Origin of the sequence: Curvibacter sp. AEP1-3, assembly GCF_002163715.1 — a bacterium.
Classification (GTDB): domain Bacteria; phylum Pseudomonadota; class Gammaproteobacteria; order Burkholderiales; family Burkholderiaceae_C; genus Allorhodoferax.
Window position 1 is genome coordinate 900,376 of sequence record NZ_CP015698.1, and the last position, 14,831, is coordinate 915,206.

Genomic DNA, 14,831 nt, shown 5'->3' on the forward strand with positions numbered 1-14,831 from the left:
TTCCCAACGGAGATCCCATGGACTTTGACTATTCCCCCAAAACCAAAGAGCTGCAACAACGATTGCTGCGCTTCATGGATGAGTTCATCTACCCCGCCGAAAGCGCCTACCACGCTGAAATCGCGGCCAACACTGCCGCAGGCAAGCGCTGGACACCACTGCAAACCATAGAGTCACTCAAACCCAAAGCGCAGGCAGCGGGGCTGTGGAATCTGTTTTTGCCGGTCGACAGTGCCGAAGCAGCCGGTTTTCATGGTGCTGGACTCACCAACCAGGAATACGCCCCGTTGGCCGAAATCATGGGACGGGTCATGTGGTCCAGCGAGGTGTTCAACTGCTCGGCACCTGACACAGGCAATATGGAAACGATTGCCCGATATGGCCCGGAGGAGAGCAAACAGCGCTGGCTGAAACCGCTGATGGACGGAAAAATCCGTTCAGCATTTGCCATGACCGAGCCGGCAGTCGCGTCCAGCGATGCCACCAATATCGAGACGCGCATCGAACGCCAAGGCGATGAATACGTCATCAACGGGCGCAAATGGTGGATTTCAGGGGCTGGTGATCCGCGCTGCGCGATCTACATCACGATGGGAAAAACAGACCCTGATGCCCCACGCCATTCGCAACAAAGCATGGTACTGGTGCCGGCAGACACCCCGGGCATCAAAATTTTGCGCCCATTGAACGTTTTCGGCTATGACGACGCACCGCACGGTCACATGGAAATGGTGTTTGACAACGTCCGCGTGCCGGTCGGCAATATCTTGCTGGGTGAAGGACGCGGCTTTGAGATCGCCCAAGGGCGCCTCGGACCCGGTCGCATCCACCATTGCATGCGCTTGATCGGCTTGGCCGAACGCTCGTTGGAACTAATGTGCAAACGCGTCAGCAGCCGGATTGCTTTCGGAAAGCCGGTGGCAGCCCAGACGGTGACGCAGGAGCGCATTGCAGAGGCCCGCTGCAAGATTGATATGGCGCGGCTGTTAACGCTGAAAGCGGCTTGGATGATGGACATGGGCGGAAACAAGTTCGCCAAGAATGAAATTGCCATGATCAAAGTCGTCGCTCCAAATATGGCTTGCGAAGTCATTGATTGGGCCATGCAGGCGCATGGCGGTGGTGGCATGTGTGATGACTTCCCGTTGGCCTATGCATACACCTGTGCGCGCACACTCCGGTTTGCCGATGGCCCGGACGAAGTGCACCGCAATGCCATTGCGAAACTGGAGCTGGGGAAATACGCCGTGAATCCCAAGCCGGTGGAGATGCCCATCACCCGAGGCTGCTGAAACAAAAAGAGCATCCAATTGCGGATGCTCTTTTTTTTATAGCTGCCCACGCACAGCGCGCGGCCGCTAGAAGGCGATTTGATGTCGAATTACCAAGGGGAATTGGGCATCCCGGACCACAGCTCATCGAGATCAGGGAACTTCCATTTCGCCGGGTCTTCACGGCTGACGATCTTGTCGGAATTCCCGGGGCGGGACAGGTCCACGATCTCGGGAACGATACGCATATGGGATTTGGTGGAGTAAAAGACTTTGACACAGGGCGTCGTCAAAGATTTGGCCGTCTGCTCTACCACCACCCCCAAGCGACCGGAACTCAGCTGCACCAATGAACCGATGGGATAGATACCCAAACTTTTGACAAACGCCTGGAAGACCTTGCCGTCAAAGTGGCCGCTCGCCCACTCCGCCATCTTCCGCAAGGACTCAGCAGGATCCCAACCCGACTTATAAGGGCGATTGGAGGTAATCGCGTCGTAGACGTCGCACACTGCACCCATCTTGGCAAACAGGCTGATCTGCTCACCCTTCAGGCCTTTCGGGTAGCCGGACCCGTCCACCTTCTCGTGGTGATGCAGACATACATCCAGCACCATGGGATCCACTGCATTGCCTGTTTGTAACAAGCGATAACCTTCTTCCGGGTGCTTCTTGATGATTGCGAACTCGGCATCAGTCAGCTTGCCTGGCTTGTTCAATACATCCATGGGCATTGCGGCTTTGCCAAGGTCATGCATGAGGCCGGCAATCCCTGCAGATCGGGTTTCCTCCTCACTCAAACCCAACTGCTTGGCCAGCGCCACCATCATGGCGCATACGGCAACAGAGTGCATGTATGTATAGTCGTCCGCAGTCTTCAAGCGTGCCAGACTGATCAATGCTCCCGGATTGCGGGTCACTGAGTCCGTGATCTCCTGAACCAGCTGCTTGGCTCCACCGGTGTCCACCGTTTTCCCCATGCGGGCTTCCTGGAACATCGAAAGAACTGCCTGCTTGGACTGGTGACAGATCTTTGCCGCCCGCGCCAACTCTTCTTGCACCGAGAGGGGTGCAACATCCCTACTGGACGAAACGGCTTCCCGCAATTCCGCCTCTACCTGCTCTTCAGAATCCGATTCGGAAACAGCGGTTTCACCCACCGCGACGTCAAGGCCCTTGCCGCAGTCGATCCATACCTCGCGAATGGCACTTGCCCGGATGGTGGTGATGTCTTTGGGATCGGTAATGACGAAGCCGGACCGCCAGAATGGATGCTCCATCCAAGAGCCACAAAACTCCTTCAGGTGCATTCCTACAACGAGCTGCTCAACTGCAATTTTCTTAAGCATAAAGGCCTGCTAATGCACCAACGAGTGTGCGAGTGAGCGTTGTTGTGACAACTGTTTCCGCCGGGTTTCAGTATAGGCCATGCACTGAAAAAACTACAGGACGCACATGATTTGCGTCAATGCAAATGCCGGGGTTTACGCCCGCCACCGTGCCCACTGGATGGGCCGCCGGAGCCGCGGGGCGGCTTGCCAATTTCCAGTGAATTCACCAGATCGTCAAAACGCTGGGAAAACAGTTTGTCGATCTCAGCAACAACACCGCTCAATTCGGAGCCATCGAAATGCCGCTCCATCAAATTCACCATATCCTGCACAAGAATGTCCCTCTGGACCTGCATGATGGCGGCCGGATCTGGCCCAACGAAGAGCATCACAAAATCGTCGCGAGACTCCGTGCCGGGCGCAGCGTCTTCTTCGTCGAATTCAGCATCATAGAAAGTGATCTCAATCGCAGCACCTGACGAGGCGACTTCATTGAGGTTCATACAAACCTCATCCAGCGTCTGACGGAAATCATCATCACCGGGGACCGTCCAGCACATACGCAAAACATGCTCCTGGGCGTCCATCTGAATGCCTGGCTCATCTTCGTAGCTGCTTTTTGCAGCGTCTGCGAGTGATTTGGCACCAGCGTATCGCCATAGCGGCTTAAGCGCTTCCTGCAGCTGGATGTAAGTAACCTCGGGCCGCAACACGATCTGACCGTGAACGTGAATTTCAAACGTGGCGTTGAATCGTGACATAAGACTCTTTTCGGGTGGTGCTGAGACCGGAATCGAACAATCTCTTGAAACCCGCATAAATACAGGCCTTCACCATCTCCTCGCCTTAAAGTACCAACAAAAGTACCAACAAAGATGAAGATGACTCAATTTCGTCGATCTCAGGCACTTTTCGTTATTGTGCCACGCTGGTCGCTTTAACTTGGTCAGCGAAAGCCTCTACTTGTCAGAATTTCCCCCCTTCGTATGCTGATTGGCTGTGGTCTTGGTGCGACATAGCACAGCCATCAAACTGGTCTCTTGCTCCAGCCACCACGTCTTGCTCAAGCCGAAGCGTGTTTTGTACTCCGCGTCACTGATGGAATCCAAAAGTTGGGCGTGCTTGGCCAGGAGCATCCCCCTGCTCGGAATTCCCAGCCCGCTCAAAGCTCCCTTGAGGTGCAGCTTGATGGTCGTCACATCACACTTCATCAGCGTTGCCAATGTCGCGTAGCTCACACCCGCCAGGGAAGCGGTCAGAACAGCGTGACGCTTTAGGGTCAGGCGCTGGAGCCGTTCAAGCAACACGGCATCCGGGAACACGGGTTGAGCCTGCTTACTGGCTAACACGCTGATTGCTTTCTCTATGCCGTCCAGCCGGTCAAAGATGGCCAGCAGAGCATTGGCAATGCGCGCTTCGTCTATCAGTTTGTCTTTCGTCATGAGTTACTCCTGAAACGTCACGTCGGGAAACACTCCCGTCGTCGACAGCTTTTGGAATACCCTCCCCTTTCAGGGGACACGGACACATGCGCAGACGCTCTCGAACAAATGAGAACAATTCTCAATCATTGATGCGGATGCACTGCCATGCTCAACCGTTCTTCGCACGCCGTTATCCCCTTTGAAAGGCGATGACTAGGGGGGGTCGTAGCCACTTCGCCGCTGAGTATCGAAGTTTGAGGTGACAAGGGTCGCAAAAATTTTCAGCAATAGACGAGACGTCTGCATGCTCAGCAACGAACTGTCCCAAGAGCACAGCTAGGCTTTGTAAGCTGAAAAATTCCTATGCCAAAAATTTTGTTAATCAAAAATCATGGCCTACTACTTCTAAGTTAAACAATCGTCTGAACTCTCAGTCAATCCTTGTACGGAACTGTGCCCGCTCCATTTGAAGTTGAGAAGGTGAGGACATACCGTAATGCTGGTGACGAGATGGCGTCCTCGAAAAACAGGTAATGAATAATGTCCAGCAAGTGATTGTGAAAACGAAGAGCGCCAGTGCCAAAACGAATCCACAAAAAGACTCCTGCACAGGCGATTGGTCTTTGCATTCAAGCAGGAAAGCGATAATCTTCTTAAAGGTCGTTGCGCTATTTAGGTGCAACTTAAAACCTAAAGCTCTCCAAACAAAAAGCGCCTAACGACAGGATGGATCACACATTCATGGATATTTCTCTTGCTAGGATCCATCGAAACAATCTATCTATAAGCAGGTACAGAGAAACCATAACTGCATAAGAATCACAAACGAACGAATACCGATATAGTAATTATTGGAGTTATATAGTGAGTACGACACAATCACACGCTTCGGCTATCGTCACTGAAATTCTGAGAGTCGAAGCAGACAATCTCTATCAATCACTTCTAGCTCTATTGGATAGCGATGGAGATCCAGAAGTAGACGAATTAACCAGGCAGCAAGAACAAGAAATAATGCTGTTTGCCATTTCGCTTATGCGCGTCATCTCAACTGGAATCATGCAAATGGCACCTTATTTGGGACCACTATCAGAATTTGGGGTCGAAAACTTCGAAGAAATTACCATGTACGCGGATGATCAATCCATCGAAACCATAAAAAATAGGATAAACGAATGCGTATTCGCCTACACCAGTTCATTGCTCAGTCTAAAAAAGCATGGAGGACTAAATATTGAAGCAGCTTTGGACATTTTCGCTGCCAGATCTGAGGCTAGTGACGAGCAAAGACAACGATTTACTAGCGTCGGAACAGTAAAATATCTTGATGGGCAGCTGAACTCATTCAAGAACAAACTAATAAACATGGACTCACGGGTAAGCGAGCTGCATCACTCGGCAATTGAGTGGCTAAAGGCACGGGCCTCCGCACCAAATGGTCAAGAGAGACATTACGGAAGCTTTGGTATACCTGAGATAGGGCTTAGCATATCTCCCAGAATGCAGCAATGGAATCCAGATATGCTCGACCCACCACTGTCCCGCATAGTTCGCAGGTTAGAAAACGATCTAACGTTTTAACCGACCAGTTCAGTCAAACTAATTGCAGAAACTACTGCTCCCAAATTCGGAACATATGAAATTGGGAGCCAAAGTTTCCTAGTAAAAAAATCAAACGATTCCGGTAAATGCACGCATATCGTCACTGGCTTTGACAGTTGCAGGCATCAAATCCCAAAGCCGACCGTTAATCTTACGTAACTCATCGATATCGTCTTGCGCGACAGCTCGCCTACCACTATCAATTAGTTGTGAGGCCTGAATTTGATCATTCATTGAAGTCCGTCGCTCCAGCAAATGCTGGAACATGGCTTTGAGAAAGTCAGGTGTTCGCATCAAGATCTGCCATTCAAGGCGGCCTAGCTCTTGTACTACCGCTTGAATCTTCTCTGGGCTTGTTGAATTGATAAATGTTTGCTCACGAGCCATGATTTCAGCAATAGTATGTCGCTCACGATCATTTCCTGACTCATTAACAAGCGCCGCGACCTCAGTCTTTTTACTATGATATTCCGCCTTAACTTGATCAAGTCGTTTACTTGAAGTTAACTCGAACATCTCCTGAGCAAGCTTTCTCTTTTTGTCTTCGAGTTGAAATTTCTTGTCAGTCACATCGTCTTCCGCCAACTCGGCAGCGCTTCCTATCAGTGACTGGACACCATCAAGAACTTTTTCAAGACCTTCTGCCGTGTCACGATTTCCATTCTTCTGAGCGTCATCTATTTCGGACTGAATCTTTGTTTCCAACAGAAGAATCTCAGTTGCCAACATCTGGGAAGAAACATCTCTTTGAGCCGGATTAAACACCTGAGAGAACTCTTGTCCAGTACCATTCAGGAATGCGGACACGGTGAGGTCACGAGACTCCGACATTTCAAACGTCAGATCAATATCTGTGCCCTTCAAAAGGTCACGCGTTATCTGCTCACCAGTAATCTGAAGTACGCCAATCGGTTTGTTTGTTGAAGAGTGTCGATTTGACGGCCCCTCGACAACCATGATTTTGATGCTATTTTGTGAGCCTTTGACAACAGTCTGACCAACTTCTACTGTACCTCTAGCTTTCGACGGTAACACTGTGTTTTTTGAGAAAATTTGCTGGAGTCGAGTGTCTTTTGCAGCAATGTCATCTTTAACCAAACTGATATCTTCAGGAAGCATTTGACCTGCAACACTGTATCGCCCCTGAGCAATCTGAATTACATCTAAATCAATAGGAACGTTATCCCCCTCTGAATCATACACTTTGAGTGTAAACAAATTAAACGCACCCTCGCGCAGTGGCAAATCCTCAACGATACGAGAACTAAGTTTCTTGAGACCACTGTCATACGAACCATCGTCATTAGTGATTCGATATTGATACCCTGTGATTTCACCTTCAATTTTTGCAGTGAAGGTTTCCTCTTTTTCTTGAGACGCTTTCGTATAGCTAGCTCTAATTTTGATAAGCGAATTTGTCTTTACTTTAGACTCAGCTGAATTACCCTTCTCCTTCGTACCAGCAAAGTAAGCAGCACCGACACAGATAGCGTTGGTTGGATCGATACTTGTATTTACAGCAATCCCCATCACCTCTTCGACTCGTTTGCGTACATAGGGAATAAATGTTGAACCACCGACCATCAGAATAAACTTTAGGTCGGTTGATTGCAGAGAATTGCGCGTCAGAATTTGCCTCATCCTATCAATCGTGCTCTCGATTGAATCTTTGATGACAGCGTCAAACTCGGACCGAGTTATGTTTATGATTGCCTCGATTGACTTACCGTCATCATCTTCTAAGTCACTGATTGTGCCGAGATCGATTTCTGCGGAAGTTTTTGATGAAAGCTCAACCTTCGCAGACTCAGCCAGGAGTAGTAGGGTATGCCAAAGCTTGTTGTACTTGCCACTTTCACTCTTCATCTCAGCTAGAAGATCAGAGAACGAACCTCTACGCTGAAGTTCGGGCACCACGATCTTTTCAACAATCAAAGCGTCAATGTCGGTACCACCAAGGTAATTGTCCCCTTCATGATCAAGCACGGTCAATTCTCCTTCGACAATTCGCACAAGTGCTACGTCAAAAGTACCGCCACCCAAGTCATATACAAGCCATTGACTATTCTTTAGATCAATGTTCTTTTCCTTGTTCGCATAGGCCAAGCTTGCAGCGATTGGCTCTTGAAGCAAGACCACATCTTTAAAACCTGCGAGTTTGCCTGCTTCCTTTGTTGCATTGCTTTGGACGGTATCAAAGGACGCCGGGATGGTGATTACGGCGGACTCAACCTGCTCACCACTATGCACAAAGGCTTTCAGTTCTTTAAGAATGTATGAGGAAAGCTCAACGGGAGTCTTGGATGCATTCAGGGCCTTAATCTTGAATGTTTCAGATGTACCCATTTTCCGCTTGAAGCGACTTGCGACACTCTTTGGATCTCTTTGAAGATAAGTTCGCGCCTGATCTCCAATGAGGATTCGATCGTTGCGAAAACCCACAATAGACGGGAGAGTTTCTTTGAATCCGTTGGGATTTTTGTAGACCTCTACGTTACCCTTATCGAACCTAGCAATGAGAGAGTTCGAAGTTCCTAAATCGATTCCGAAATTAATAGTTGATGACATTTATTCACCTCCTTGAGACTTAGATTCCACAATCACAATACCCTTTTGAACGACCTTAGAGAAAGTTTCATCTCCAGCTCGAATAATGGGCTTGATAACTTCTACTACAACCAAATTCTCTGTTCCGCTTCCGGTAATTGATGCCTCAATATCAGTTCTTGTTTCAGAAAATTTCTCTCCTATTGGATCTTCATAAAACAGCTTCTGATCCTCAAATACTTCTTTGATACGTTCGACATTGCGCTTAGCATTACCCGGATCACCATGAATACTGAGTTTCCGCTCAATATCACAAAGATTATTTAGGACCTGCAATGCCCACTTAGGCACTTCAACTACGAGATTAGGGTGCACTTTGAATCCTTATTTCTGTTGACTATTGATAATCATGTGAAGAGGGAATGCATTGTCAACATCAGGCAACGACAGCGAAACCTTCGCCTTTGAATTTGCGCCATCAGTAATTACGACTTCACCGTTCTCAATCACTGATTTAAGACGACTCCACGGACAATGAATTTCCTTACTACCAAACCAGCCTGGTACAGTAAATTTAATTCCAAACTTATCCGCAACGACACTGCCAAATCGCAAGGGTGAATTTGATTCGATTTTCTCTTTAACTGACAAGACAACGTGAGGCAATACATAAGCGAACAGAGCTTTAACCAACGATTCAAAAAGCTTTTTACTTTCGTCTAAATCGTTAAATACTGTCGTTTTAAATTCAGGCATATTTGATGACCAATCGCCTATCACCATACTTATGACCAGCATGTCTGTAACGCCTTGACGTGAATGAACTGTGCCCCACCGTATAGTTTTGACGTCACTGACCTTCATCTTTCCCTTGCCGAACGAAACGTACTCACGGGTAATACTGAAAGTCTCTCCACGAAGATTCAGAAATGCCTCATCCTTTTTCTCTTCATTGATCTTATCGTTTAACGTTTCGATGTCTTCATTAATCTTTAACTGCAATGAAGGTGAGCGAGTAGCAAATTTTTTGCTTATTAACAGGATTTCCTTAGCTAAATCAGGATCGCTGTGATGGTTATATGCATCAATTGAGATACTTCTAACAAGACTTACAGCTTCGCTTTGGATCTTTTGAAAAGCAACAGGAAGAAGACCAATAATTTTTCCAACATTTCCTTTTTCCAGAACATCAACTACTTGTCCTACTGTTGGTCTTATCTTCTCGGAGAGGTTGCTCGCCTCGCGCAAGGGATCAAGTAATCGATCGATCTGCCTAAGAGCTCCTTCAAAGCAACGATCTTCATCCTGTGGCGTAACCCACCTTCGCCCCCCAAGCATGCACTCGATAAGATCTACGACACGGCTATCAAGTGCCTTGGTAAACACGAGATCAAATTGTGAGGCGAATGGCTTACTGATCCACTTAAGGACATCCTCATCTGTTTGCACTTCTTCCAAAAATTGCAAAGGAGAGCTGTTCGGGTCTACTAAAAAGAACCCAATATCGCCGCGTGACAAGAACTTGCATAATGGCTTGCATTCAAAAACCAAGTGATGGTTGTATCGGACCAACGGATCAGTCATTTCATCAATGACCTTGAGAGCTCGAGACCGATCAATGGTTAGCCCTGGCATCCATTCAACTCTCCCGTCTTCTAAATCTATTTCTTGTAGGAGTAGTTTCTTAGCTCTCTGAATGTCTTTCACCTCCAGATCGAAGGGGTTATCGACATCATCAAGATTAAGCAATTCAAATGGATTGATGTAATTGAGATACCACTGGTCTTGAGGCAGCAGGTGTTCATCAAGGGCCAGCACTGAAGAACGCAGGCGTTGAGTACGAGGTAAAAGTAGATCTAAATTTTCTTTCGCGCGTAAATAATCTGGCTTGATGCTTAGTGCTACGCGATAGGCATCAACTGCGTCTGCGTCCTGCCCCATCATTTCTGAGGCGTAGCACAGGGCAATATTGAAATATGCCGAATGGTCCCTCTCAGTTGCAGCGAATTTGCTGAACATCCGAATGGCATTGTGAAAGTCATTCTTTTCGTAGTATGCGACACCCAAATGATGCTGCCCCGACATAGTCAATTCATCTAGCCTGTCGAGTGCCTTCAGTGCTTCAAAGCGCTTCTCTTTATCACTGGAATATTCGCGCTCAGCGTAGATATCAACTAGTGCCTTGAGCGAATCAGCTCGAGCTGAGTCCTCTGCGACTGACCTCTCCCATGCAGCGACAGCCTCATTTGTCATCCCTGAGTTCTTGTAAGCTAATCCCAAGCGGTACCAGCCATAGGCAAAACCTGGGGCTAACTCAACAGTTTTTTTCAGATGAGGTACCGCTGCGCCCTGACCATCCTTTGCCAAAACCGCTAACGAGAGTTGCCACCAAGCATTGGCATCTTCTGGATCGACTTTCGTCGCATGTCTGGCAGCAATTAGTGCTTCGTCGATTCGGCCTGCTTCGCGAAGTTCGACTGCCTTCGCTACAAACTCTTCAGCTGGCGAGGTCATATTTCAGGAGACACTGAAAAGACTCTGAGCGCTCCTCTACTTCGGCCGAGTTCGCTGTGAGCACAGAAAAAAAACGCGTAAATTTGTTCGCACAAAGGCGCAAAAAAACTGAACCTGACAATGTCTGCCTCCCACAGAAACATTGATACACCCCCCACAAAACGCGGGAACGGATTACCCAACGGAACTTATATTTTTTGTAATTCTAGGTCTACTTCTGGGGCTGATGTCACCTTTCCCATCGCCCGCAGGATTAGCTGCAAGAGCTCCTGCTTGCGTGCTTGATAGTGCCCCTCAAAATCATCTTTGCGCAGCATTGATGGTGAAATGCCATGACTAGCTACTAGCGCATCCATTCCAGCATCGGAAAGCTGGACAGTCTTCTCTTCTTGAAGCTTGGTCAAATATGACGAAGGCGCGTACCCGCCAATCTTGCGATTGGCTTTATACGAGATAGGTGTCTTGTTGATGATGGAGTTGTAGAGATCTCGGGAAATGCCCTTACCTTCACACCAAGCAACTGGGAAGATGTGGTGAATATCCAGAGCCAAGTCTTCCAGCTCCAAGTCTTTGATCTGCATCTTCCAGAAAAAGTCTTTCGCGCCTTCCCGCACAACCAGCGTGCTCACCCCTTTGTAAGCTGCACTAAGCCTAGATTGCAGCTTATCCAACCGGTCTGGGCTGAATGTGGCATCAGAAACCGTGCGGGGAAGCTTTGCGTCGTCATCCACCCAGTCAAGCAGCTCTGCTACATCATTAGCCATTCGCGTCTCAACCGCTCCGCCATAGAGCTCGCCCAACACGCCGCACCAGTACCAGCGGGAAAGCTTGTCGTTTATGGTTGGTTCTAGCCAGCGCTCCTGGAGCAAAGCCAAAACAGCGGCTAACGGGGCGAGCTGGGTGCGGTAGGGCAAGTCTTTGGGATCGCGGACTAGCTCTTTGCGCAAGAATTTTGCTGCCAGCATAAAGCCCTGCTCCACCTTGTCAGTCCACTTCAAGTAGTCAGCCAATTCCAACCCGAGGATGGATACGCGCTTTGCACTAACCGGCGTTACCTGCTTATCTCGTTTGCCTGCCGCAAGGTCAGCAATGTGCCGCTCCAGGGTGTGCAGCATGGTTACCGCTTGCAGGTAGTCTGTGGTCTCCACTTGCTTGAGCACTGGCTCCTTGCACATGCGCTCATACCGAGACGATACCTTGCGCTCTTTGTTGCCGTACCAGTCATCCCGCAGGTTGTAGCCATCGGCTGCATAGGTTGCGGTCATCAGCTCAAACACGTTCAGCGGTACACCACCTGTGTTCACTTTCTCAAACACCAAGCAAACCGCTTCTTTGGAAGTAGCTTTATGAAGCTGGATAACGGGCACTTGGTAACCGCGGAAGGCGTTCAGCACTTCTTTGCGAAACTTCATGTATTGGGGAAAGTTGTCGGGAGCATGCTCCTGCAACGCTTCTTCCCAAGCATCAGAGTTCAATATCTGATCGCATGGAAAATAAAGCTGCGCACACTCCTTCTCCGGAGAGGTCAGATCAAGCTTGATGTCCTTGCCAAAGTTGGTGCGTTCAACTTTGTCCTCTTCCACAGCAACGATTGCATCTTCCAATCGTTCTCCGCCTTCCAGAGCGGTAGGGATATGCCAGTAGTAATGGCGCTGTATCGGTTTACCTTTGTCCGTACGGGTGCAAACGGCAGACTTGAGCGCCAAGACCTGTGTCAAAGTGGTCAGGCGCTGTTGACCATCCAAGATTAAAAGCTCAGGGGTTGAACCTTCTGGCAACTTCACCCCTTCCACCGGGCGGAGCTGAAACCGAGCTTCTCCGCCGGTCTCAAGCAACATCACCGCACCGACGGGGAATGAGCGGGCAATACTCACCAGCAAGCTGCGAATGTGGTCGTCATCCCACACCCAACCACGCTGGAAGTCCGGCAATTGAATCTTGCCTTTGACGATATCCGCCAAGATATCTGGCAACGAGCGCTTGGTACTGTCGAACGTGGACATTTTTACCCTCTGATCTATCTGTTATTTTGTTTTTATGACGGTTAGCGGATCTGCCTGCCTTGCTCACGGTCTATACGTTTTGCCCATTCTTTGCACAGATCGCAATAGTGGATGAACATCTCACTATCGCTTTCTCTTTCAATTTGCAGCCATGTATTCAAAGCCTTGACCCTCAAGGGCTCGTCAAAATACCTCCACCAAAAGTTGTAAACAATTTCTTTGTCAAAAGCTTTCTTTGACACTAGCAGCGATATCAATTCAAGCTGTCCAAAAAAGGCATAAACCTCCTCGCTCTTGCCTTCAAATTCAGCATCAACATTTGAAATCGACTTCCATCGTTCCCTCATTGTTGCCTCTCGCTTTTCAATGAAAGCGATAGTCTCTCGGTACCTTGCGTACTTTGAGTCAGTACTCATTTTCCAGAAGAAGGTCGCCGCGGTTAGCCCCCATCCGATGAGGTATATCCATGGTGATGCTGTAAGACTCTTTAGAAATTCAATCAACATTCAAAGCACTCTTAATTACTGTTTCTTTAGTCAGCAACGAGGAAGCAATCATTTCTTGCACTGAACGGCAATTGAAAAGACGCTGGCGCAGGTCGGCGCACAGGGCGCGCAGGGAAGCTACGCGGGCGACGATGCGGGATTGTTCGGCGAGGGGTGGAACTGGGACGAGTAGATCATTGATGTTCTGCAAGTTAAGCCCAGGCTTAGCGCCATAGCTACTCATCAAAAGCAGCCTTCTGCCTTCATGCTCGCCCACTAACCAATGATGAAAATAGTCGACTAAGCGCACATCCAGAAATCGCACCAGCGCGACGTGTTGGCTGACATACGCATCAGTAAGTTCCTGTGCCACGATGGCCGCTTTGCCGACATTTGCACCGGTGATCGTGATCAATAAGTCTTTCAGGTGAACCTGAGTTCGCGAACCCTCGGTACCGGGCGGCAGTTTCACAAAAGCGCGTTCATCGAACTCCAGACGGTCGAACTTGATGTCCTGTGATCGTATGAAGGTTGCGCCTTCCGTCGCATAGAAGTCTTTCCAACTTCTGGAGCCACTGGTAACCAATGAAGTCACCCAGCCCAACCGCACCCACTCCCACCCCTGCGGCAACTCAAACGGCTTCTCCTCCTCCGCAATTGGTGGCAGGGGTTTGTCGCGTTTGATCTTGCCTTCGACGATGAGCTTGTCTTTCTCGGCGCGGATTTTCTTGAGCAGCTCGCTGGCGGGTTCGTCTTGCAGGTCTTGGGGGACGAGCAGGCCGCGCACAGCGAGTTGGAGGATGGTTTGCTCCAGGGCGTCCACGGCTTCGGGGCGATCAAGTAGCAGGTCGAAGTGGGTGGCGATGCGGTACCAGTTCTCAGTCAGTTGCGCGGGCGTTTCGCTCTCGTTGAGCGTGGCTAGCAGGGTGCTGACAAGCTGGGCGTGTTGCGTAGCTTCAAGCTGGCCTTTGGCTTCGAGCGCGTCGCACAGGCGCATTAGCTCTTCGACGCGGGTGACGATGCGTCGCTGTTCAGCAAAAGGCGGTATGGCAACTGTTATTGAGTAAACCTCACTTCTGCTTAAACCTGGCTTGATTCCCTTACCCAGCTCATCTAAGCCCAGCGTGTGAAACAACTGAAAAGCAAAGACTAAATCGACGCCCGGCGGAGGAACACAGAAGTAGGCTACGTCCGTAACCCAGCACGCCTGTTCAAGACAGAGGTTTAGAGCACCAGCCGATCCTTTGCGTCCAACAACAATGCAGGGGGCATTTACACGGCATTCGTTGTGAGTGCCAACGACACCATTTGAGCCATAGACGGGATATTCGCCGGTCTCTGTTCTTTTTGGTGCGGGCAGGCTGTCACCGTATTCGAGTGAAAACAATTCCTCAAAACGGCTCAATGCCCAGTTTTCGGGGATTTGGTGGCGGCTCTTGCCCATGCCAGATATTGGCAATGATTTGCTTTTCCCGTGAATTACACCCGAACGTATTTGATTTATCCGCAGGAGCAACTCGCTCGCGGGTTCATCACTCGGGTCTTGCGGCACTAGCTTGCCTTGCATCGCCAGCGTCAAGATCAGTTCGCGCAGACGTGGAACACCGCCCGGAGCGGTAGCCAACAGGTTCAAATTTGATAGCAGCATGCGATT

11 protein-coding genes are annotated in these 14,831 nt (G+C 49.3%); 2 read left to right on the plus strand and 9 right to left on the minus strand.

Features of this window, described 5'->3' with window-relative positions:
- The first annotated feature begins 17 nt into the window (after positions 1 to 17).
- A complete protein-coding gene (locus AEP_RS04285; protein WP_087494247.1) occupies positions 18 to 1,292 on the plus strand; it encodes an acyl-CoA dehydrogenase family protein in 1,275 nt (424 codons plus the stop codon).
- Between the two features lie 89 nt (positions 1,293 to 1,381).
- Here the strand turns inward: AEP_RS04285 and AEP_RS04290 are convergent, their stop codons facing one another.
- The 3 genes from AEP_RS04290 to AEP_RS04300 form a co-directional block, all read right to left on the minus strand.
- Positions 1,382 to 2,620, minus strand: coding sequence for an HD-GYP domain-containing protein (locus AEP_RS04290; RefSeq protein ID WP_087494248.1), 1,239 nt, complete (start codon positions 2,618 to 2,620; stop codon positions 1,382 to 1,384).
- A gap of 116 nt (positions 2,621 to 2,736) precedes the next feature.
- The gene (locus tag AEP_RS04295; protein WP_087494249.1) at positions 2,737 to 3,363 is read right to left on the minus strand and encodes a DUF6806 family protein; all 627 of its coding nucleotides are present in this window, start codon (positions 3,361 to 3,363) and stop codon (positions 2,737 to 2,739) included.
- A gap of 198 nt (positions 3,364 to 3,561) precedes the next feature.
- Positions 3,562 to 4,044 carry a hypothetical protein gene (locus AEP_RS04300; protein ID WP_087494250.1) on the minus strand — a complete coding sequence of 161 codons (483 nt, stop codon included), beginning with the start codon at positions 4,042 to 4,044 and terminating at the stop codon, positions 3,562 to 3,564.
- A gap of 846 nt (positions 4,045 to 4,890) precedes the next feature.
- Between AEP_RS04300 and AEP_RS04305 the strand changes: the two genes are divergently transcribed.
- The gene (locus tag AEP_RS04305) at positions 4,891 to 5,607 is read left to right on the plus strand and encodes a hypothetical protein (RefSeq protein ID WP_087494251.1); all 717 of its coding nucleotides are present in this window, start codon (positions 4,891 to 4,893) and stop codon (positions 5,605 to 5,607) included.
- 90 nt (positions 5,608 to 5,697) lie between these two features.
- Here the strand turns inward: AEP_RS04305 and AEP_RS04310 are convergent, their stop codons facing one another.
- The 6 genes from AEP_RS04310 to AEP_RS04335 form a co-directional block, all read right to left on the minus strand.
- On the minus strand, positions 5,698 to 8,196 hold the full coding sequence (locus AEP_RS04310) for an Hsp70 family protein (protein WP_087494252.1): 2,499 nt from the start codon (positions 8,194 to 8,196) through the stop codon (positions 5,698 to 5,700).
- The gene (locus tag AEP_RS04315) at positions 8,197 to 8,550 is read right to left on the minus strand and encodes a hypothetical protein (protein ID WP_157673044.1); all 354 of its coding nucleotides are present in this window, start codon (positions 8,548 to 8,550) and stop codon (positions 8,197 to 8,199) included. It abuts the gene before it with no gap.
- A 9-nt stretch (positions 8,551 to 8,559) separates the two neighbouring features.
- Positions 8,560 to 10,689, minus strand: coding sequence for a tetratricopeptide repeat protein (locus AEP_RS04320; RefSeq protein ID WP_087494254.1), 2,130 nt, complete (start codon positions 10,687 to 10,689; stop codon positions 8,560 to 8,562).
- A gap of 188 nt (positions 10,690 to 10,877) precedes the next feature.
- On the minus strand, positions 10,878 to 12,692 hold the full coding sequence (locus AEP_RS04325; protein WP_087494255.1) for a DUF262 domain-containing protein: 1,815 nt from the start codon (positions 12,690 to 12,692) through the stop codon (positions 10,878 to 10,880).
- A 41-nt stretch (positions 12,693 to 12,733) separates the two neighbouring features.
- Complete coding sequence (locus AEP_RS04330; protein WP_087494256.1) at positions 12,734 to 13,198, minus strand: DUF4760 domain-containing protein; 465 nt, start codon at positions 13,196 to 13,198, stop codon at positions 12,734 to 12,736.
- A complete protein-coding gene (locus tag AEP_RS04335; RefSeq protein WP_087494257.1) occupies positions 13,188 to 14,825 on the minus strand; it encodes a restriction endonuclease subunit S in 1,638 nt (545 codons plus the stop codon). The genes AEP_RS04330 and AEP_RS04335 overlap by 11 nt, the downstream gene beginning before the upstream one ends.
- Positions 14,826 to 14,831 lie beyond the last annotated feature (6 nt).